We start from the raw sequence: 19,103 nt of genomic DNA on the forward strand, positions 1-19,103 counted from the left end.
AAAACCTGCCAGCATCAGGCTGGCAGGTAGGGGGGCACGATGGGGGCGGTATTACTCGACGGTCAGAATACGCGTGGTGTTGGTGCTGCCGATGGTGCTCATGACGTCACCCTGAGTGACGATAACGAGGTCACCCGAAACCAGATAGCCTTTATCGCGCAGCAGGTTCACCGCATCGTGCGCCGCAGCGACGCCGTCGTTGGTGCTGTCGAAGTAAACCGGCGTTACGCCGCGATACAAGGCGGTCAGGTTCAGGGTATGTTCATGGCGGGAGAGGGCGAAAATGGGCAGGCCAGAGCTAATGCGTGAAGTCATCAGCGCGGTACGACCCGACTCGGTCATGGTGATGATCGCGGTGACGCCTTTCAGGTGGTTCGCCGCATACATCGCTGACATGGCAATCGCCTCTTCAACGTTGTCGAACTGGACATCCAGGCGGTGCTTGGACACGTTGAGGGTCGGGATTTTTTCTGCGCCCAGACAGACGCGCGCCATCGCGGCCACGGTTTCCGACGGATACTGGCCAGCGGCGGTTTCCGCTGAGAGCATCACGGCATCGGTACCGTCGAGGACGGCGTTGGCGACGTCCATGACTTCCGCGCGGGTTGGCATCGGGTTAGTAATCATCGACTCCATCATCTGAGTCGCGGTGATGACCGAACGGTTCAACTGACGGGCGCGGCGGATCAGCGCTTTCTGAATACCCACCAGTTCCGGGTCGCCGATTTCAACGCCAAGGTCGCCACGGGCAACCATCACGACGTCAGAGGCCAGAATAACATCGTCCATCGCGTCCTGATCGCAAACCGCTTCCGCACGCTCGACTTTCGCCACGATACTGGCATCGCAACCGGCTTCGCGCGCCAGACGGCGGGCATAGTTCAGGTCTTCGCCACAGCGTGGGAAGGAGACGGCCAGGTAATCAACGCCGATTTTCGCCGCGGTGACGATGTCCGCTTTGTCTTTCTCCGTCAGCGCTTCAGCGGACAGGCCGCCACCCAGTTTGTTGATGCCTTTATTGTTTGACAGCGGTCCGCCGACGGTGACCTCGGTGAACACTTTCAGACCCCGAACTTCGACCACTTTCAGCTGTACGCGGCCATCGTCCAGCAGCAGGATATCGCCAGGCACGACGTCCGCCGGCAGGCCTTTATAATCAATACCGACTTTCTCTTTGTCGCCTTCGCCTTTAGCCAGCTCTGCATCAAGCAGGAATTTGTCGCCGATATTAAGAAAAATTTTACCTTCTTTGAAGGTGGAAACGCGAATTTTGGGGCCTTGCAGATCGCCCAGGATGGCCACATGACGGCCCAGTTTTGCCGCGATTTGACGGACTTTATCCGCCCGCATCTGATGATCTTCCGGGGTACCGTGAGAGAAGTTCATACGTACTACGTTAGCGCCTGCGGCGATCACCTTTTCAAGGTTGTTATCACGATCGGTTGCCGGGCCTAAGGTCGTTACGATTTTGGTTCTGCGAAGCCTTCTGGACATGTAATACTCCGTTGACTAAAACAACTTTGGTGTTGCGTGAACATGGAATCGGCTGTGCCGGCCAGCAATGTCGCTATGCCGGAACGTAACCGAAGGTGTAATGGGTCACTACCTAATTATCAAGTTTTATGGGTTATCGCTGTGTACAGGCAGTTCTTTATCAAAACGCGATTCTTTCAATGCTTCCTTGACCCTCTTCAAGTTATCTCTGAATTTCGCTCCCCGACGGAGGGTAAAGCCGGTGGCCAGCACATCTATCACCGTCAACTGGGCAAGACGTGAAACCATGGGCATATAGATATCCGTATCTTCGGGGACATCAAGCGTAATCGACAACGTCGCCTCTCGCGCCAGCGGGGTCCCAGGTGATGTAATGGCGATGACCATGGCATCGTTTTCACGCGCCAACCGCGCCAGTTCGACCTGGCTTTTCGTCCGGCCAGTATGTGAGATAATCACGACCACGTCATCATCATTGCAATTCATACAACTCATGCGTTGCAGGACAATGTCGTCGGAGTAGATAACCGGAACGTTAAAACGGAAAAATTTGTTCATGGCGTCATGCGCGACGGCGGCCGAAGAGCCGAGGCCAAAGAAGGCAATTTTCTTGGCCTGCGTCAGAAGGTCGACGGCGCGATTCACCGCTGACATATCGAGAGAGTGGTGGACCTGATCTAAACTGGCCATGGCGGACGCGAAAATTTTTCCCGTATAGGACTCTACGCTGTCGTCTTCATCGACATTGCGGTTAACATAGAGAGTACCGTGTGCCAGGCTTTGTGCCAGGTGAAGTTTAAAATCGGGAAAGCCGCGGGTTTCCAGGCTCCGGCAAAAGCGGTTAACGGTCGGTTCGCTGACGCCCGCCTCCAGCGCCAGGGCCGCAATGCTTGAATGAATCGCCTGAGCAGGCGTAGCAAGAATGACTTCCGCCACTTTGCGTTCGGATTTGCTAAGGTGTTCCAGTCGGGACTGGATTTTTTCCAGCATGTTCATGGGTAACGGAGCGCTCATCAGTGGAAGCGATTTCATTAATGGATGAAATCATCAGGCGTTTTAGCAAGAATATACCTCTCCGTTATGACAAGCGGGGAAGAATAACGTTAAAAAATGTTGTTTTTTTTCATTACATGATCAGAGTCGTATTTTATTAACCTGAAACCGGTCGTAAGAACGAACAAGTCTGGCCGTTTGCCTGAATAGTCATCGGAAGTTTTCGCCACGTGCGGTTTAACGTCGGGAATGGCGGCCTGAGGGTTTCGGGAAGTTCGTAAACACAGTACAGTGTAGTGTAAGAAAATTACAAATATAGCCTGGCATAAGCACCAGTCTATCAACTGAGGAGAATGACATGGCGGTAACGCAAACGGCCCAGGCATGCGATCTGGTCATTTTCGGCGCTAAGGGTGACCTGGCGCGTCGTAAATTGTTGCCTTCCCTGTATCAGCTTGAAAAAGCTGGCCAGATCAACCCGGAGACCCGGATTATCGGGGTCGGACGTGCTGACTGGGATAAAGATGCTTACACCAGGGTCGTACGTGAGGCGCTTGAAACCTTCATGAAGGAAAAGATTGATGAAGGTTTGTGGGAAACCCTGAGCGGACGTCTGGATTTTTGTAACCTTGATGTGAACGATACCAAAGCGTTTTCCCGTCTGGGCAAAATGCTGGATCAGGAAAAACGTGTCACCATCAACTATTTCGCGATGCCGCCGAGCACCTTTGGTGCCATTTGCAAAGGCCTCGGTGAAGCCAAACTGAACGCCAAACCTGCGCGCGTGGTGATGGAAAAACCGCTGGGTACCTCTCTGGATACTTCTCGCGAGATCAACGACCAGGTCGGCGAATTCTTTGAAGAGTGTCAGGTTTACCGTATTGACCATTATCTTGGCAAAGAAACGGTGCTCAACCTGCTGGCGCTGCGCTTTGCGAACTCCCTGTTTGTCAATAACTGGGACAGCCGCACGATCGACCACGTCGAAATCACCGTCGCGGAAGAAGTGGGCATCGAAGGCCGCTGGGGTTACTTCGATCAGGCCGGGCAAATGCGCGACATGATCCAGAACCACCTGCTGCAAATTCTGTGCATGATAGCGATGTCGCCGCCGTCAGACCTCACTGCCGACAGCATTCGCGATGAAAAAGTAAAAGTGCTGAAGTCACTGCGCCGTATCGACCGTTCCAACGTGCGTGAGAAAACGGTCCGCGGTCAGTACACCGCCGGCTTCGCCCAGGGTAAAAAAGTCCCGGGCTACCTCGAAGAAGAGGGGGCGAACAAATCCAGCAATACCGAGACCTTCGTGGCTATCCGCGTGGATATCGATAACTGGCGCTGGGCCGGCGTGCCGTTCTACCTGCGTACCGGTAAACGTCTGCCGACCAAATGCTCTGAAGTGGTGGTGTATTTCAAAAGCCCCGAGCTGAACCTGTTTAAAGAGAACTGGCAGGAGCTGCCGCAGAACAAGCTGACGATTCGTCTGCAGCCGGATGAGGGGGTGGATATTCAGGTACTCAACAAAGTGCCGGGGCTTGACCACAAACACAATCTGCAGATAACCAAGCTGGACCTGAGCTATTCAGAAACCTTCAACCAGACTCACCTGGCGGATGCCTATGAACGTCTGCTGCTGGAAACCATGCGCGGTATCCAGGCGCTGTTCGTGCGTCGCGATGAGGTCGAAGAGGCGTGGAAGTGGGTTGACTCCATTACTGAAGCCTGGGCTGCCGATCGCGATGCGCCGAAGCCTTACCAGGCTGGTACCTGGGGACCGGTCGCTTCGGTGGCGATGATCACCCGTGACGGTCGTTCCTGGAACGAATTTGAATAGTGCGGATGTTATCCGGATGGGTTATTTTACCGGTAACATGATCTGACGCAGCAAGTCGCATAATTTTTGCTCTTTTAAGCCCCGGGAGGATTCACCCCCGGGGCTTTTTTTATTACACTGCGAACAGATATTTTGCCGCTGAGCTGCAGTATTGGTGCCTTTCACCTTTTAAGAAGTTGTTAAAATGCTGTGGCCGGACAGATAAAAATTCAGGAGCCTTTATGAATTCGACAATGTTACGGGTAACAAATCGCATTATCGAACGGTCGCGCGATACCCGCACTGCCTACCTCGCACGGATTAACCAGGCGAAGACCGATACCGTCCATCGCGCACAGCTGGCGTGCGGTAATCTCGCCCACGGCTTTGCTGCCTGTCAGTCGGACGATAAAGCCTCGCTGAAAAGCATGTTGCGTAACAATATTGCCATTATTACCTCTTACAACGACATGCTGTCCGCCCACCAGCCCTATGAGTATTACCCGGATATCATTCGCAAAGCGCTGCATTCGGTAAATGCGGTAGGCCAGGTCGCGGGGGGCGTTCCGGCGATGTGCGACGGTGTCACTCAAGGGCAGGACGGGATGGAACTCTCGCTCCTGAGCCGCGAAGTGATTGCGATGTCGGCCGCTATCGGCCTGTCGCATAACATGTTCGACGGCGCGCTGTATCTGGGCGTATGTGACAAAATCGTCCCCGGCCTGACGATGGCCGCGCTCTCCTTCGGCCACCTGCCGTCAGTGTTCGTACCGTCTGGCCCGATGGCCAGCGGTCTGCCAAATAAAGAAAAAGTCCGTATCCGCCAGCTGTATGCCGAGGGGAAAGTCGATCGTATGGCGCTGCTGGAATCTGAAGCGGCGTCCTACCACGCGCCGGGTACCTGCACATTTTACGGTACGGCAAACACCAACCAGATGGTGGTGGAGTTTATGGGCATGCAGCTCCCGGGCTCGTCGTTTGTGCATCCGGATGCCGAACTGCGCCAGGCGCTGACCGCCGCCGCCGCACGGCAGGTGACACGCATGACCGGTAACGGCAATGAATGGATGCCGTTAGGCAAAATGTTTGATGAGAAAGTGGTGGTCAACGGGATCGTTGCGCTGCTGGCAACCGGCGGGTCGACCAACCATACAATGCACCTGGTGGCGATGGCTCGCGCGGCGGGGATTATCATTAACTGGGATGATTTCTCCGATCTCTCCGACGTTGTGCCGCTGCTGGCGCGCCTTTACCCGAACGGCCCGGCGGATATTAACCACTTCCAGGCCGCGGGCGGCGTACCGGTGCTGGTACGTGAGCTGCTCAAAGGCGGCCTGCTGCACGAAGATGTCAACACCGTGGCCGGTTTTGGTCTCTCCCGTTACACCATGGAGCCGTGGCTGAATAACGGCGAGCTGGACTGGCGCGAAGGGGCGACGGCGCCTTTAGACGATCAGGTTATTGCCACTTTCGACAAGCCATTCTCTCGCCATGGCGGGACGAAAGTGCTCAGTGGCAACCTCGGGCGCGCGGTGATGAAAACCTCGGCCGTACCGGTTGAGAACCAGATCATTGAAGCGCCAGCGGTGGTGTTTGAAAGCCAGCACGACGTCTTGCCTGCTTTCGAAGCTGGCATGCTGGACAAGGATTGTGTGGTGGTTGTTCGCCATCAGGGGCCAAAAGCGAACGGCATGCCAGAATTACATAAACTTATGCCGCCACTTGGTGTATTATTGGACCGCCGTTTCAAAATTGCGCTGGTGACCGATGGCCGACTCTCTGGTGCATCAGGCAAGGTCCCGTCAGCAATCCACGTTACGCCTGAAGCGTACGATGGCGGGCTGCTGGCAAAAGTACGTGATGGCGACATCATCCGCGTTAACGGGCAGACGGGCGAACTGACGCTGCTGGTGGATGACGCTGAACTGGCGGCACGCCAGCCGCATGTTCCTGACCTCAGCGGTTCGCGCGTCGGGAGCGGCAGGGAAATGTTTGCAGCGCTGCGTGAGAAACTCTCCGGAGCAGAACAGGGCGCAACCTGCATCACTTTTTAAGACGATACAATTTGTAGATCTGGCGAGAGAGAAACTCTGATGAAAAACTGGAAAACAACTGCAGAAGCAATCCTCACCAACGGCCCGGTTGTCCCGGTGATCGTGGTGAAAAAGCTGGAACACGCTGTGCCGATGGCCAAAGCGCTGGTTGCCGGCGGCGTACGCGTACTGGAAGTCACGCTACGTACCGCATGCGCACTTGATGCGATCCGCGCGATTGCGAAAGAAGTGCCGGAGGCGATTGTCGGCGCAGGTACCGTCACAAACGTAGAGCAGCTGAAAGCGGTCACCGAGGCTGGCGCGCAGTTTGCTATCAGCCCGGGTCTGACCGAATCCCTGCTGAAAGCGGCGACTGAAGAAGGGACCATCCCGCTGATCCCGGGGATCAGCACCGTCTCCGAACTGATGCTGGGCATGCAGTATGGCCTGAAAGAGTTCAAATTCTTCCCGGCAGAAGCTAACGGCGGCGTAAAAGCGCTGCAGGCGATTGGCGGTCCGTTCGCGCATATCCGTTTCTGCCCGACTGGCGGGATCTCTCCGGCGAACTACCGCGACTATCTGGCGCTGAACAGCGTGCTGTGCATCGGCGGTTCCTGGCTGGTTCCGGCGGATGCGCTGGAAGCCGGCGATTACGCGCGTATTACCAAAATTGCTCGCGAAGCGGTTGAAGGCGCGAAGTAATTTTCACGCCCTGAACAATCGCGAAGTCCAGACCCGATCGCGTTGACGCGACCGGGTTTTTTTTATCCCTGAACCAGCACGGCCGACGCGGCGGCTTTCGCGCGCGCCACCGCCTCATCGACGCTATCGGCGACGGCCAGCGTGACGCCCAGCCGACGAGAACCGTCAATCTCCGGTTTACCGAACAGACGCAGCTGGAGTCCCGCGCCTACCGCGCCCTGAAGATTGCTAAAGGTGACGTTCTGGCTGGTGAGCTGCGGCAGAATGACCGCGGAGGCCGCCGGGCCATACTGGCGGATCGCGCCAACCGGCAGGCCGAGGAAAGCACGAACGTGCAGGGCAAATTCCGAGAGGTCCTGGGAAATCAGCGTTACCATCCCGGTGTCGTGCGGGCGAGGGGAGACTTCACTGAAGATAACCTCATCGCCGCAGACGAACAGCTCCACGCCAAACAGACCGTAGCCGCCGAGCGCCAGTACGACTTTGCTGGCAATCTCCTGCGCGCGGACCAGCGCCTGCTCGCTCATCTGCTGCGGCTGCCAGGATTCGCGGTAATCGCCATCCTCCTGGCGATGGCCGACCGGCGCACAGAAATGGACGCCATCGATCGCGCTGACGGTAAGCAGGGTAATTTCAAAATCGAAATTGACCACTCCCTCGACGATAACCCGACCGGCGCCAGCGCGACCGCCTTGTTGCGCGTAGCGCCAGGCCTCTGCCAACTGATCAGAGTGACGAATAAAGCTCTGGCCTTTACCCGAAGAGCTCATGACCGGCTTCACGATACAGGGCAGGCCAATCTCCGCGACGGCTTCGCGAAAGGTCTCTTCGCTGTCGGCAAAGCGGTATGCCGAGGTGGGAAGCTGCAGCTCCTCTGCGGCCAGACGGCGAATACCTTCGCGATTCATGGTCAGTTTCGCCGCACGAGCGGTGGGGACGACTTTCTGCCCGGCCTGCTCCAGCTCCACCAGCATATCCGTGGCGATGGCTTCAATTTCCGGCACGATAAAATCGGGCTTTTCTTGCGCAATCAGCGCGCGCAGCGTTTCACCGTGCAACATGTTGATGACGTGCGAACGGTGCGCCACCTGCATGGCCGGCGCGTCGGGATAGCGGTCGACCGCGATAGTCTCAATACCCAGCCGTTGGCACTCAATAGCGACTTCTTTACCCAGTTCGCCGGAACCTAACAACATCACTCGCGTCGCTGCCGGACGCAGCGCTGTGCCTAATAACGTCATGACTCTTTTCCACAGTAAAAAAACATGCGTCGCATTATAAACGAAAACGTTTGCGTCTGTCTTTACGGCTGTTGGTTGAGTCGCCGGTGAAAATTTGCTATACTGTATAAAAATACAGTATAAGAGACTGCACAATGGCGGTTGAAATTAAATATGTGGTGATCCGCGAAGGTGAGGAAAAAATGTCGTTTACCAGCAAAAAAGAGGCCGATGCTTACGACAAAATGCTCGATCTTGCCGAGGTCCTCAACGACTGGCTGGTAGCGTGCCCGCTGACGCTGGACGAAACCCAGCGCGATGAAATGGCAATGTGGCTGGCGGAACGCAAAGAGACATTGAACCACATCCTGAAATCGGGAAAGCTCCCGGAAGCGGAAGATGCTACGGGCGGGCAGGTTTCCCAGGATGAGAGCGCCGCGGCTGAAGCCTCAGAGGCCGCAGCGGAGGGGGCGAGCGAACAACCCGCGGCATCGCGCAAGGTGAAGGCCGCCTGAGTGCGGCCGAATTTGCGCATCTTTAGTTGCTCATAACATTTCCTGACATCTCGTCGTTTAGGCTGATGACATCGCGTAATAAGCAACGAGGGAAATCATGGCTAACTGGCTTAATCAACTCCAGTCCCTGCTGGGCCAGCAGGGACCGTCTTCCTCATCAGGCGAGCGGCCGGATGGTAAAAGCTTCCTTCTGCCCGGTGCGCTGGGCGGGCTGGCGGGGCTGCTGGTGGCGAGTAAGTCATCGCGCAAGCTGCTGGCCAAATATGGCACCAGCGCACTGTTGGTTGGCGGCGGCGCGGTGGCGGGGAGCGTGCTGTGGAACAAGTATCAGCAGAAAATGCGGGAGAATTCCCCTGCGCAATCTGCCGCTTCCGCAGCACAGCCTGGCGGGTCGTCAACCTCGCCAGCCTCCGGGCTTGATGCGCGCAGTGAACGACTCATTCTGGCGCTGGTGTTCGCCGCTAAAAGCGACGGGCACATCGATGACAGCGAACGGGCAAACATCGAAGAGCAGCTGCGCGCCGCCGATATTGCCGTGCAGGGGCGTGTATTGATCGATCGTGCCCTGGCGCAGCCGCTTGACCCGCAGCGCCTGGCGCAGGGCCTCAACAGCGAGCAAGAGGCGCTGGAAATCTATTACATCAGCTGCGCGGCGATCGATATCGACCATTTTATGGAGCGCAGCTATCTCAATGCCCTCGGTGAGGCTTTAGGGCTGCCGCAGGCAGTGCGTGCCGACATCGAACGGGATATTCAGGCGCAAAAACAGGCGCTTTCTCCCTAAATCAGCAGGTTTTGCTTGCAACGCGGGCCACTTTTGCCACCCTTATACACACGCCATCCTTCAAGCCGCTTCTTGAATGATTTTGTGTATGAAATACCGGATGCAGAAGACCAAAAGATGCCACCAAAAGCAAAACGAATCCCTCATGCCATGACTCTTCATGGCGATACCCGTATCGATAATTACTTCTGGCTGCGCGACGACGAACGTTCGCGGCCGGAAGTGCTGGATTATCTTCGCGAGGAAAATGAGTACGGACAGCAGGTCATGTCCACTCAGCGTAGCCTGCAGGAGCGGGTACTAAAAGAGATTATTGACCGTATCCCGCCGCGCGAAGTCTCCGCGCCCTACAGCAAAAATGGCTACCGCTATCGTCAGGTGTATGAGCCGGGCTGTGAATACGCTATCTATCAGCGCCAGTCGGTGCTGAAAGAGGAGTGGGATGAATGGGAGGTGCTGCTCGATAGCAATCAGCGCGCGGCGCAGAGCGAATTCTATACTCTCGGCGGGCTGGGCATTTCGCCGGATAACATGATCATGGCGCTGGCGGAGGATTATCTCTCCCGAAGGCAATATAGCCTGCGCTTGTGCAATCTGCAAAATGGCGAATGGTACCCTGAAGTGCTGGAAAACGTTTCGCCGGAATTTGCCTGGAGCAATGATTCGCAGACGCTGTGGTATGTCCGCAAGCACCCGACTACGCTGCTGCCTTATCAGGTCTGGCGGCATACCGTGGGCGCGTCGCCGCTTTCCGACGTGCTGGTCTACGAGGAGACGGATGAAACCTTCTACGTCAGCCTCCATACCACCACCTCCCGGCAATTCGCCGTGATCTATCTTGCCAGCGCGACCACCAGCGAAGTACGGCTGCTGAATACCGAAATGCCGGATGCGGAACCGGTATGTTTCCTGCCGCGGCGTAAAGATCACGAGTACAGTCTCGATCATTACCAGCATGCTTTTTATCTTCGCTCCAACCGCGAGGGGAAAAACTTTGGTCTCTATCGTACCCATGAACGCGACGAACAGCAGTGGGAGACGCTGATTGCCCCGCGCCAGGAGGTGATGCTCGAGGGATTCACCCTGTTTACCGACTGGTTGGTGGTCGAGGAGCGCCAGCGCGGGTTAACCAGCCTGCGTCAGATCAACCGCAAGACCCGGGAAGGGGTTGGGATCGCCTTTGATGACCCGGCCTACGTGACCTGGCTTGCCTATAATCCGGAGCCGGAAACTTCCCGCTTGCGCTACGGATACTCATCCATGACCACGCCGGATACGCTGTTTGAGCTGGATATGGATACCGGTGAGCGGCGGGTACTGAAACAGCAGGAAGTGAAAGGGTTTGAGGCCAGTCATTACCGCAGCGAGCACCTGTGGATTCAGGCCCGGGATGGCGTGGAGGTTCCTGTTTCGCTGGTTTATCGGCTTGAGCATTTCCGCAAGGGCGTCAGTCCGTTGCTGGTCTATGCCTACGGGTCGTATGGCGCCAGTGAAGATGCTGATTTCAGCGCCAGCCGCTTGAGCCTGCTCGATCGTGGTTTCGTGTTTGCGATCGCCCACGTTCGCGGCGGCGGTGAATTAGGGCAGCAGTGGTACGAAGACGGCAAGTTCCTGTGTAAGAAAAATACCTTTAACGATTATCTCGATGTCTGCGATGCGCTGCTGGCGCAGGGGTATGGCAATCCTCGCCTGTGCTACGGTATGGGCGGCAGCGCGGGCGGGATGTTAATGGGCGTCGCCATTAATGAGCGGCCGGAGCTGTTTCACGGGGTGGTCGCTCAGGTTCCGTTTGTCGATGTCCTGACCACCATGCTCGACGAGTCTATTCCGCTGACGACCGGGGAATTTGAGGAGTGGGGAAATCCGCAGGACGAAGAGTACTATCGCTATATGAAGAGCTACAGTCCTTACGATGGCGTCACGGCGCAGGCCTGTCCCCACCTGCTGGTTACCACCGGTCTGCACGATTCCCAGGTGCAATACTGGGAACCGGCAAAATGGGTGGCGAAGCTGCGCGAGCTGAAAACGGACGATAACATGCTACTGCTGTGCACCGATATGGATTCAGGGCACGGCGGGAAGTCGGGGCGTTTTAAAAGCTATGAAGGGGTGGCGCTGGAGTTTGCCTTTTTGATTGGCCTGGCGCAGGGGACGTTACCCGGCCAGGCGGACGTTTAGCATCGCTACTCCCCGAGATAGTGCTTGAGGGTCAAGCGCAGCTCGGGGCTCATCCGATCCAGGTTATTGAACAGCCAGCGTAAATAACCTGGGTCGTTTTCTGCGATTTCGGCCACCGCCTTGCCGCGATATTTACCGAAGGTAAAGGTGGTTAACAGCGACGGGCGACCGGTAATGGTCGCCATCTCCTCAGGTTGCCAGCCGGAAACGTTGATAATATCGAGAAGCAGTGCGGCGGTGATATAGCAGTCGTACAGCGCGCGGTGTTGATGCAGCCCCGCAGGCGTTGCGACACTCAGCTTACGCGATTTATACAGCCCCATATTGCTGTATTTAATCCCAGGCCACAGGCGACGGGCCAGTTTCATGGTGCAGATCCACTCTCCGTGCATTTCCGGTAACACCCGGCGGTCGAAGCTGGCGTTGTGGGCGACATACCACTGACTGCCGATGTAATGCGGCAGGACCTCTTCAATCCACGGCTTATCGGCGACCATCTCTTCGGTGATCCGGTGAATCGCCATAGCCTGGGGGCTGATAGGCCGGTCGGGACGAACCAGATGGCTCATGGGGTTGGTTATCTGACCATCGACAATATCAACAGAGGCGATTTCAACAATGCCTCCCTGCAGTCCGCAGGTTTCCGTATCGATTACGCGTAGCATGGCTCACTCCGGCCCAAAGAAACCAGCGTAATGGAATGCGCAGCGCTTGCCAACCGGGACGTCCATAGGGGACGGGAATTATTTCGCTTTGGGTTCATAGGGCAGGCGCGACAGCGAAACAGACGCCAGGCGATGGGCGATCAGGCGTTCACGGAACCAGTCGCGCAGGTGTGACGGTTGCTCCCGCTCCACTAAATCGGCGACCACGGGCATATTGTAACGCTCTTTAAAGGCGACACCGGCTGCGGCAAGGTCGACGTTCACTTTGTCCATCTCGTCCTGCGAAATTTTGGCCAGATTTTTTTCCATATGGTTTCTCCTTCATGATGCCGAAAACCGATCGGGCGCGACGTCGGACCGGGACGCATCGCTCGACTACGCCATTATACAGGGTTATTCTCTGTGCTACATACATAACGAAAAGGAATGACGATTATGCGTACCATCGCCGGGCGTGCGCTGCGCGCCTCCGTTTTTGTCGCCGGTTTCCTGGTCAGCGCTGCGGCCTTTGCCCATGCGCATCTTCAACAGCAAACGCCGGCCGCGGATTCTACTGTCACCGCTTCTCCCGCATCGCTGACCCTGAGCTTTTCTGAAGGTATTGAAACCGCCTTTAGCGCAGTGACCCTGACCGGTCCGCAGCAGAACGCTATTGCTACCGGCAAGCTGGCGCGCAGCGACAGCAATAAAGCGCAACTGATTGTTCCGCTGACGCAGTCGCTGTCTGCGGGGGAGTATACCGTTGACTGGCACGTGGTCTCTGTTGATGGCCATAAAACCAAAGGGCAATACCACTTTACCGTGAAATAACCCATGCTCACGGGAATCTATATCGCTCTGCGCTTCGTCCACTTTCTCTCGCTGATGGTGGCGTTTGGCTGCGTGCTGTACGGCGCGTGGTGGGCGCCGCCGGCCTTGCGGCGATTGCTGATGCAGCGCTTCTTCCCGCTACTGCGGCATCTTTTGCTGCTCAGCGCACTCTCTGCGCTGCTGATGCTGATGGCGCAAGGCGGCCTGATGGGGAACGGTTGGCCGGACCTCTGGCAACCGGCTATCTGGCAAGCCGTCGCGGGCACCCGCTTTGGCAGCGTCTGGATCTGGCAGATCCTGCTGGCGTGGGTTGCGCTGGCGATCGCGTGGCTCAAACCGCGTCGTCCGGCGCGTTTACTGCTGGTACTGCTGTGCGCGCAGATCTTGCTGATGGCGGGCGTGGGCCATGCGGTCATGAGCGAGGGCGTGCGCGGCGCGGCGCAGCGGACTAACCACGCTGTGCATCTGTTCTGCGTCGCCGGCTGGTTTGGCGGGCTGCTGCCGTTCATCTACTGCCTGCGCCTGGCGCACGGGCGCTGGCGGCAAGCCGCTATCGGCACCATGATGCGCTTTTCTCGCTACGGGCATCTGGCGGTCGCCGGCGCGATTGCCAGCGGCGTGGTGAATGCGTTGCTTATCCAGGGGGGATTATTCCGTGATTCGCCGTGGGGAGAGATGTTATTGATCAAATGTGCCCTGGTCGCAGCGATGGTAGCAATTGCGCTGGTGAACAGGTATGTTCTGGTGCCACGTATGTCGGTGAACGGAACGCGAGCGGAGTCGCTCATTTTGCGCACCACGCAGGTTGAAATGGCGCTTGGAGCATTGGCGCTGCTGGCCGTCAGCCTGTTTGCAACCTGGGAACCTTACTGAATTAACTGGCTAAATCATGAAAAAAACTCTTTTAACTATGTTGTTACTGGCAAGCTCCGGCGTCGCGCTGGCGGCACCGCAGATTATCACCGTTAGCCGCTTCGAAGTGGGAAAGGATAATTGGGCGTTCAATCGCGAGGAGGTGATGTTGACCTGCCGCCCGGGGAATGCGCTGTATGCCATTAACCCCAGCACGCTGGTGCAGTATCCGTTGAATGACGTTGCTGAGCAGCAGGTGAAAGCGGGTAAAACCAGCGCGCAGCCGATCTCTGTGATCCAGGTTGACGATCCGCAACATCCGGGACAAAAAATGAGCCTGGCGCCATTTATTGAGCGCGCGCAGAAGCTTTGCTGATCCCCGCGCGTATCTTACTGTATTAGCATATAAAAAACCGCCGGCATTCCTCTCAGGAAGCGGCGGTTTTTTGTTGGCACTGACCATTTTGCCAGGAATTATTCGACCACTTTTGTTGCGGACTGGAAAACCTGACGCGGTAAACTATTCTTATAAGGCAAGGCGACTTAGCCTGCATTAATGCCAACTTTTAGCGCACGGCTCTCTCCCAAGAGCCATTTCCCTGGACCGAATACAGGAATCGTGTTCGGTCTCTTTTTATCTGAAACTTATCAAATCGTTACGCAATAAGACCGCAAATCATCCCGCATTTCGCGTTACGGTCTTTTCCCCTTATACCACAACAAAAAACGCCTTCACATTCTCTTTACAGAAAATCTGAGCCGGATTACGGGTCAGCCTCTGGCGATGACGCACCGCGCTTTTGGAGAGCAGGCCGTCATCTGAGCGGGATATTCAGGCGCCGAATATACGCCGGGATATGATTTTATGGCGAACTATTTGGCTGCTTATTGATAGCAAATAAAAGGGCGGGGTGAAGAAGGTGGCGTGATCAAAACAAGGCATTATTCAGGGGCGGTGAATGACGGATACAGCTGGGATTCAAGGTAGCTGACGAGGGCCCAAACTTCACCGCTGAAAATAAACCAAAGCGCAGCGAGCAAAATTATTATCACAATAACCAGAAGGGCAATTTCACTTTTACTCATAACTTCAATGACTACCCGAAAGGAAAACGATGAAGGTATGATAGTAACGAAACCACAGGATAAGATGCAAACGCCGTGATTTAAAAACGGCGTTTGTTTGATATGAACAGGTGTTAGTCCGTCAGAGTTGGGGAGTCAGCTGCGCGACCTGCGCGGTCAGTTCGTCCAGCAGCTGAAAACGGCGGCGGTATTCTGCCCGCTTTTTACTGGCTATCTCTTCCAGTGATTTTCTTTCCATCTGTAACGGTAAGCGCCAGCGCCAGGCGCCATCGGCTACGCCATCAATAGACTGCCAGAACTCATCATAGCTGGCGTGGAAATGGCGCCCCTTGCTGAGACGATAGCGCAGCGCGCGGAAAACGTGACCGTTATCGCTTACGCCATAAATGGCCTGAATGTGACTTCTTGCGGCCAGCGCCCAGATAAATTCGAGCAGCAGGCGTTTAGGAAACAGACCATAGCAGGCGCGGGTGGCGAGTTTGATGACTTCGTGCGGCACATCGCGTCGCGGCCCCTGCAGTCCGCCGATAACCAGCTGCCATTGCTCCTGCTGGCGCACGACGCTGAACGTGGCGCTGGCCAGCAGCGTCTGGTTGCCGTCGTGCAGCCACAATGTGGTTTCGCCTTCGCGCTCGGCTTTACCTGCGGAGGAGGCTGAGAGAGTGAAGCGGGCCTCATCTTTGCCCTGCAATTCCAGCAGGGTCGTCTCGTTGGCGGCGGTCATCGCGGCAGCCAGCTTCGCGCCTGACAGTGAGTCGATGAACTGATAGTGGCTGATAATCGCCTGGGCGCGCTGGCTGGCGTTTAACCCACGTCTCAGATACTGGCGGTGAACTTTACCCGGCAGGGTGACCTGTGCGGCAAGTAACTGATTAAAGTCAGGACGCCCGGAAAGATTATCCAGCATCGCGCGCGTTGGCGTATAAAATAAGGCCGTACGCAATAAAAATTTAAGCCGGTAATTACGCTTTTGCCAAATCGGAGCGGGAATAAGTCTGCCCATCACCAGATCGGCAATAAGATGGGTGCGTGGCTGTTGTGCGAAGGCGGAGTGCAGGCTATTGTCCGTCACGATAAAATACCTCGTTGTTATTTAGCCTCTATTTTAAGGGTCCGGTGAGGTGAGATTAATATCCTGGCGGACTATATTTCTGTTTCGTTTATATTTGATTGAGGTGGGGATCTTCGGGAGAGCCGGGGAGCGAATTAACTATAATTGCATCAGGAGGACAAAATATGTATCAACGCATCGATGGTTCGGCCTGGCGCAATATCTGGCTGATTGGCGATCTGCACGGCTGCTTTGCCTTATTGATGAGCCAGTTGCGGCATATAAAATTCGACCCTTACCAGGATCTTCTCGTTTCCGTGGGCGATTTGATCGATCGCGGGCCGCAAAGCGCGAAATGTCTCGCGCTTCTCGACTGCCGCTGGTTCTGTGCGGTGCGCGGTAATCATGAACAGATGGCGCTGGATGCGCAGGAGAGCGGGGTGCAGACGCTATGGGCCATGAACGGAGGCCACTGGTATCAGGAGAGCACGCGCAGCGAACGGCGACACATTGACGAACATCTCAGGAGCTGTCGCCAGCTGCCGCTGATCGTGGAACTCAGCGCCGGATCGCAGCGTCATATTGTGGCCCACGCCGATTACCCGGCGGCGACCTATCGTTGGCAGCAGCCGGTCGACGAACAACAGGTGCTCTGGAGCCGACAACGGCTGATGGATCATCTGGCTGGTCGACATGGCGCGATAGGTGGAGCGGACCACTTCTGGTTTGGCCACACGCCGTTGAAGCAACGCTATGATAGCGATAATCAACATTATATTGATACGGGGGCGGTATTCGGCGGTACGCTGACTCTGGTACAGCTGCAATCAACGGTTTAAAAATCGCTGTATTCGCGGGCAGGCTGCCAGAAACTATCAATAAAATCCTCAACCGGAAAACAGCCGCCATGGCGTATCCGCTGATCGTCCATCGCGACAAGGCACCGTTGTTCATTATCGTAAACGTCGACGACAATATCTTCGCAACCACCGTCCAGATAACAAATAAACAAAACTAAGGCGAACATCGTGGCCCCATGTTTGGGTTTGTTATCAGTATAGGGTAGCCCATAAACGGCGGGAATAAATAACCCGTCTCAGGCGACGGGTTCTTTTTGAATCAGGCAACGCGCATGACCCAGGCATCGGATTGTTGATCGTAGTGCTTACGGTAGAGGACGGAATGTTGGCCATCAAGAATGGCAGGGACGCTGGTTTCCGCATCCCAGCCATCCAGCTGCATGCAGAGGTCCGGATCGGATTTGCAAGGAATACTTAACGTTCGCTCTCCCTGCTGTTCGCCGTGCAGCTCGGCATCATCTATCTCAAATGCGCCGATTCGAATGTTGGTTTTACGCATAAATTCACCCCGTTGTTGCGCTGAGTTGTGGTACGACCAGTCGGGCCGACATTTTTCAGCGTAGACAACGGGGGACAAACCGCCAGTAAAAAAATGCGGTTTTTTTGCACTCTATCACGCCTTGCCGGCAAAAAGTTTACCGTCGCGAACCAGCTCTCGCGGATAGCTGTTTTTCAAACGGGAGCCGACTTTTTTCGCCAGCCCCAGGGGCGCCCCCTGGAACGTGACGATGACTTCATCCTGCTGCGGCGGCGTTTGCGGATAGATGTCGCGGCCGCGATACCACTCTTGCGCTTCATCCGGTGTCAGTTCAAAAGGGGCATCCGGCGCGGCGAGCGCAATGACCGCTTCGTACTGCCAGCGATAGCCTTTGTTATGGGTTTCCGCCAGGCGAATGCCAATCCGCGAAAAACGGACCTGGCCTATCAATGATTCCAGCGCTTTCGGGAACAGCCAAATCTCTTTATCACGCTGCCACAGCGTATGACCGTCATCCCAGCGCAGTCCGATGGCGGCGGCAGCGGCGGAAATCGCTGCTGCCTCACGGCTTTTAAGCGCTGAGAAAGGAAATTTTCCGACTTTGTAACCCGGCGCCGGTAGCGCTTCGATCGCCGCGGTTTTCTTGAGGCGGGCAACAAAAAAGCCTTCGCAGTCAAAAATCTGCGGAAAGACGTGGAGAAATCCCTCTGCGGTTAAGGCATCCGTCGCCTGCGGGAACAGCGCCCCGAGCGCTAGCACCTCGACCGCCTGCGGATAGCGGGCCAACAGCCACTGCACGACCTCTTCGTTCTCTTCCCGGTTGAGGGTACAGGTTGAGTACACCAGCGTGCCGCCGGGGCGCAGCGCGTGAAATGCGCTATCGATCAGCTCCCGCTGGGTTTCGGCGATCTGCTGATTACTCTCCGGCGACCAGTTTTTCAACGCATCGGGATCTTTGCGCACCACCCCTTCGCCGGAGCAGGGCGCATCCAGCAGGATGGCATCAAAGCACTCCGGCAGCGCGGCGCCAAACACCCGGCCATCGAAGTGGGTCAAGGCAACGTTGCTGATGCCGCAGCGGCTGATATTGGCATGCAGCACTTTAACCCGGCTGGCGGAAAACTCATTGGCGAGGATCCCGCCTTCATTTCCCATGCGCGCGGCGATCTGCGTGGTTTTTGAGCCCGGCGCGGCGGCCACATCCATGACCCGCTGCGGCATGTCGCCATCGGCAAACAGCGCGGCAACCGGCAGCATCGAGCTGGCTTCCTGAATATAAAACAGGCCGCTGAGATGTTCGGCGGTGCTGCCCAGCGGCAGGGCGTCCTCATCATCGCGTTCGATCCAAAAGCCCTCTTCGCACCACGGGATCGGCGTCAGCTGCCAGCCATAGGGCGCTACCCGCTGCACAAAGTCGGTGACGGAAATTTTCAGCGTATTCACGCGCAGGCTGCGGCGCAACGGGCGCTGACAGGCGGCGATAAACGCCTCGAACGAGAGATGCGTAGGCATCGCGTCACGCATTTGAGCAAGGAATTGGTCAGGAAAATAGACTGCGTTTTGAGCCAC

At 56.2% G+C, this 19,103-nt stretch carries 20 protein-coding genes; 10 read left to right on the forward strand and 10 right to left on the reverse strand.

Annotation, left to right across the window (positions count from 1 at the left end; translation table 11 throughout):
* Positions 1–51 precede the first annotated feature (51 nt).
* Together pyk and Electrica_RS09280 are read right to left on the reverse strand one after the other, a co-directional pair.
* Positions 52–1,494, reverse strand: coding sequence for a pyruvate kinase (pyk, locus tag Electrica_RS09275; protein WP_100682309.1), 1,443 nt, complete (start codon positions 1,492–1,494; stop codon positions 52–54).
* Between the two features lie 126 nt (positions 1,495–1,620).
* Positions 1,621–2,526 carry a MurR/RpiR family transcriptional regulator gene (locus Electrica_RS09280; RefSeq protein WP_160704991.1) on the reverse strand — a complete coding sequence of 302 codons (906 nt, stop codon included), beginning with the start codon at positions 2,524–2,526 and terminating at the stop codon, positions 1,621–1,623.
* 319 nt (positions 2,527–2,845) lie between these two features.
* Between Electrica_RS09280 and zwf the strand changes: the two genes are divergently transcribed.
* The 3 genes from zwf to Electrica_RS09295 all read left to right on the forward strand — a co-directional run bounded on the left by zwf (position 2,846) and on the right by Electrica_RS09295 (position 7,035).
* Entirely contained in the window at positions 2,846–4,321 is a 1,476-nt protein-coding gene (zwf, locus tag Electrica_RS09285) for a glucose-6-phosphate dehydrogenase (RefSeq protein ID WP_100682311.1), read from the forward strand.
* A 221-nt stretch (positions 4,322–4,542) separates the two neighbouring features.
* Positions 4,543–6,354 (forward strand): phosphogluconate dehydratase, encoded by a 1,812-nt coding sequence (gene edd, locus Electrica_RS09290; protein WP_032686931.1) that lies wholly within the window; start codon positions 4,543–4,545, stop codon positions 6,352–6,354.
* A gap of 39 nt (positions 6,355–6,393) precedes the next feature.
* Positions 6,394–7,035 carry a bifunctional 4-hydroxy-2-oxoglutarate aldolase/2-dehydro-3-deoxy-phosphogluconate aldolase gene (locus Electrica_RS09295; RefSeq protein WP_100682312.1) on the forward strand — a complete coding sequence of 214 codons (642 nt, stop codon included), beginning with the start codon at positions 6,394–6,396 and terminating at the stop codon, positions 7,033–7,035.
* Between the two features lie 62 nt (positions 7,036–7,097).
* Here the strand turns inward: Electrica_RS09295 and purT are convergent, their stop codons facing one another.
* On the reverse strand, positions 7,098–8,276 hold the full coding sequence (gene purT, locus Electrica_RS09300; protein ID WP_141964337.1) for a formate-dependent phosphoribosylglycinamide formyltransferase: 1,179 nt from the start codon (positions 8,274–8,276) through the stop codon (positions 7,098–7,100).
* 134 nt (positions 8,277–8,410) lie between these two features.
* Here purT and Electrica_RS09305 point away from each other — a divergent pair, with 134 nt between their 5' ends.
* The 3 genes from Electrica_RS09305 to ptrB all read left to right on the forward strand — a co-directional run bounded on the left by Electrica_RS09305 (position 8,411) and on the right by ptrB (position 11,732).
* Positions 8,411–8,770: a YebG family protein gene (locus tag Electrica_RS09305; protein WP_141964338.1), complete on the forward strand. Its 360-nt coding sequence runs from the start codon at positions 8,411–8,413 to the stop codon at positions 8,768–8,770.
* Between the two features lie 97 nt (positions 8,771–8,867).
* A complete protein-coding gene (locus Electrica_RS09310) occupies positions 8,868–9,554 on the forward strand; it encodes a tellurite resistance TerB family protein (RefSeq protein WP_141964339.1) in 687 nt (228 codons plus the stop codon).
* 117 nt (positions 9,555–9,671) lie between these two features.
* Positions 9,672–11,732, forward strand: a complete 2,061-nt coding sequence (gene ptrB / locus Electrica_RS09315) for an oligopeptidase B (protein ID WP_141964340.1) — start codon at positions 9,672–9,674, stop codon at positions 11,730–11,732.
* 5 nt (positions 11,733–11,737) lie between these two features.
* Here the strand turns inward: ptrB and exoX are convergent, their stop codons facing one another.
* Both exoX and Electrica_RS09325 read right to left on the reverse strand, forming a co-directional pair.
* Positions 11,738–12,397 carry an exodeoxyribonuclease X gene (gene exoX / locus Electrica_RS09320; RefSeq protein WP_131050313.1) on the reverse strand — a complete coding sequence of 220 codons (660 nt, stop codon included), beginning with the start codon at positions 12,395–12,397 and terminating at the stop codon, positions 11,738–11,740.
* A 78-nt stretch (positions 12,398–12,475) separates the two neighbouring features.
* A complete protein-coding gene (locus Electrica_RS09325) occupies positions 12,476–12,706 on the reverse strand; it encodes a DNA polymerase III subunit theta (RefSeq protein WP_004863978.1) in 231 nt (76 codons plus the stop codon).
* Positions 12,707–12,832: 126 nt separating this feature from the next.
* On the opposite strand from Electrica_RS09325, the gene yobA reads away from it, so the two are divergent.
* The 3 genes from yobA to Electrica_RS09340 are packed head-to-tail and all read left to right on the forward strand — an operon-like array spanning position 12,833 to position 14,435.
* A complete protein-coding gene (gene yobA, locus Electrica_RS09330) occupies positions 12,833–13,207 on the forward strand; it encodes a CopC domain-containing protein YobA (protein WP_142255865.1) in 375 nt (124 codons plus the stop codon).
* Between the two features lie 3 nt (positions 13,208–13,210).
* Positions 13,211–14,080 (forward strand): copper homeostasis membrane protein CopD, encoded by an 870-nt coding sequence (gene copD / locus Electrica_RS09335; RefSeq protein ID WP_141964341.1) that lies wholly within the window; start codon positions 13,211–13,213, stop codon positions 14,078–14,080.
* A 13-nt stretch (positions 14,081–14,093) separates the two neighbouring features.
* Entirely contained in the window at positions 14,094–14,435 is a 342-nt protein-coding gene (locus Electrica_RS09340; protein WP_131050311.1) for a YebY family protein, read from the forward strand.
* A gap of 566 nt (positions 14,436–15,001) precedes the next feature.
* Here the strand turns inward: Electrica_RS09340 and Electrica_RS09345 are convergent.
* Together Electrica_RS09345 and Electrica_RS09350 are read right to left on the reverse strand one after the other, a co-directional pair.
* The gene (locus Electrica_RS09345; protein WP_141964342.1) at positions 15,002–15,145 is read right to left on the reverse strand and encodes an Ecr family regulatory small membrane protein; all 144 of its coding nucleotides are present in this window, start codon (positions 15,143–15,145) and stop codon (positions 15,002–15,004) included.
* Between the two features lie 121 nt (positions 15,146–15,266).
* Entirely contained in the window at positions 15,267–16,238 is a 972-nt protein-coding gene (locus Electrica_RS09350; RefSeq protein WP_208764247.1) for a VirK/YbjX family protein, read from the reverse strand.
* A gap of 143 nt (positions 16,239–16,381) precedes the next feature.
* Between Electrica_RS09350 and pphA the strand changes: the two genes are divergently transcribed.
* Positions 16,382–17,035, forward strand: coding sequence for a protein-serine/threonine phosphatase (pphA, locus tag Electrica_RS09355; RefSeq protein ID WP_131047781.1), 654 nt, complete (start codon positions 16,382–16,384; stop codon positions 17,033–17,035).
* Here pphA and Electrica_RS09360 read toward each other — a convergent pair.
* From Electrica_RS09360 to rsmF, 3 genes are all read right to left on the reverse strand, one after another.
* On the reverse strand, positions 17,032–17,223 hold the full coding sequence (locus Electrica_RS09360) for a YdfD/YebW family protein (RefSeq protein ID WP_100682323.1): 192 nt from the start codon (positions 17,221–17,223) through the stop codon (positions 17,032–17,034). The genes pphA and Electrica_RS09360 overlap by 4 nt on opposite strands.
* A gap of 92 nt (positions 17,224–17,315) precedes the next feature.
* Positions 17,316–17,555: a YebV family protein gene (locus Electrica_RS09365; RefSeq protein ID WP_100682324.1), complete on the reverse strand. Its 240-nt coding sequence runs from the start codon at positions 17,553–17,555 to the stop codon at positions 17,316–17,318.
* Positions 17,556–17,669: 114 nt separating this feature from the next.
* Positions 17,670–19,103: a 16S rRNA (cytosine(1407)-C(5))-methyltransferase RsmF gene (gene rsmF / locus Electrica_RS09370; RefSeq protein ID WP_141964344.1), complete on the reverse strand. Its 1,434-nt coding sequence runs from the start codon at positions 19,101–19,103 to the stop codon at positions 17,670–17,672.

This window comes from Klebsiella electrica (assembly GCF_006711645.1).
GTDB lineage: Bacteria > Pseudomonadota > Gammaproteobacteria > Enterobacterales > Enterobacteriaceae > Klebsiella > Klebsiella electrica.

Excerpts from the sequence above, each read along its gene's own strand:
- pyk (WP_100682309.1), bottom strand. The coding sequence starts at position 1,494 with ATGTCCAGAAGGCTTCGCAGAACCAAAATCGTAACGACCTTAGGCCCG.
- Electrica_RS09280 (WP_160704991.1), bottom strand. The coding sequence starts at position 2,526 with ATGAAATCGCTTCCACTGATGAGCGCTCCGTTACCCATGAACATGCTG.
- zwf (WP_100682311.1), top strand. The coding sequence starts at position 2,846 with ATGGCGGTAACGCAAACGGCCCAGGCATGCGATCTGGTCATTTTCGGC.
- edd (WP_032686931.1), top strand. The coding sequence starts at position 4,543 with ATGAATTCGACAATGTTACGGGTAACAAATCGCATTATCGAACGGTCG.
- Electrica_RS09295 (WP_100682312.1), top strand. The coding sequence starts at position 6,394 with ATGAAAAACTGGAAAACAACTGCAGAAGCAATCCTCACCAACGGCCCG.
- purT (WP_141964337.1), bottom strand. The coding sequence starts at position 8,276 with ATGACGTTATTAGGCACAGCGCTGCGTCCGGCAGCGACGCGAGTGATG.
- Electrica_RS09305 (WP_141964338.1), top strand. The coding sequence starts at position 8,411 with ATGGCGGTTGAAATTAAATATGTGGTGATCCGCGAAGGTGAGGAAAAA.
- Electrica_RS09310 (WP_141964339.1), top strand. The coding sequence starts at position 8,868 with ATGGCTAACTGGCTTAATCAACTCCAGTCCCTGCTGGGCCAGCAGGGA.
- ptrB (WP_141964340.1), top strand. The coding sequence starts at position 9,672 with ATGCCACCAAAAGCAAAACGAATCCCTCATGCCATGACTCTTCATGGC.
- exoX (WP_131050313.1), bottom strand. The coding sequence starts at position 12,397 with ATGCTACGCGTAATCGATACGGAAACCTGCGGACTGCAGGGAGGCATT.
- Electrica_RS09325 (WP_004863978.1), bottom strand. The coding sequence starts at position 12,706 with ATGGAAAAAAATCTGGCCAAAATTTCGCAGGACGAGATGGACAAAGTG.
- yobA (WP_142255865.1), top strand. The coding sequence starts at position 12,833 with ATGCGTACCATCGCCGGGCGTGCGCTGCGCGCCTCCGTTTTTGTCGCC.
- copD (WP_141964341.1), top strand. The coding sequence starts at position 13,211 with ATGCTCACGGGAATCTATATCGCTCTGCGCTTCGTCCACTTTCTCTCG.
- Electrica_RS09345 (WP_141964342.1), bottom strand. The coding sequence starts at position 15,145 with ATGAGTAAAAGTGAAATTGCCCTTCTGGTTATTGTGATAATAATTTTG.
- pphA (WP_131047781.1), top strand. The coding sequence starts at position 16,382 with ATGTATCAACGCATCGATGGTTCGGCCTGGCGCAATATCTGGCTGATT.
- Electrica_RS09360 (WP_100682323.1), bottom strand. The coding sequence starts at position 17,223 with ATGTTCGCCTTAGTTTTGTTTATTTGTTATCTGGACGGTGGTTGCGAA.
- Electrica_RS09365 (WP_100682324.1), bottom strand. The coding sequence starts at position 17,555 with ATGCGTAAAACCAACATTCGAATCGGCGCATTTGAGATAGATGATGCC.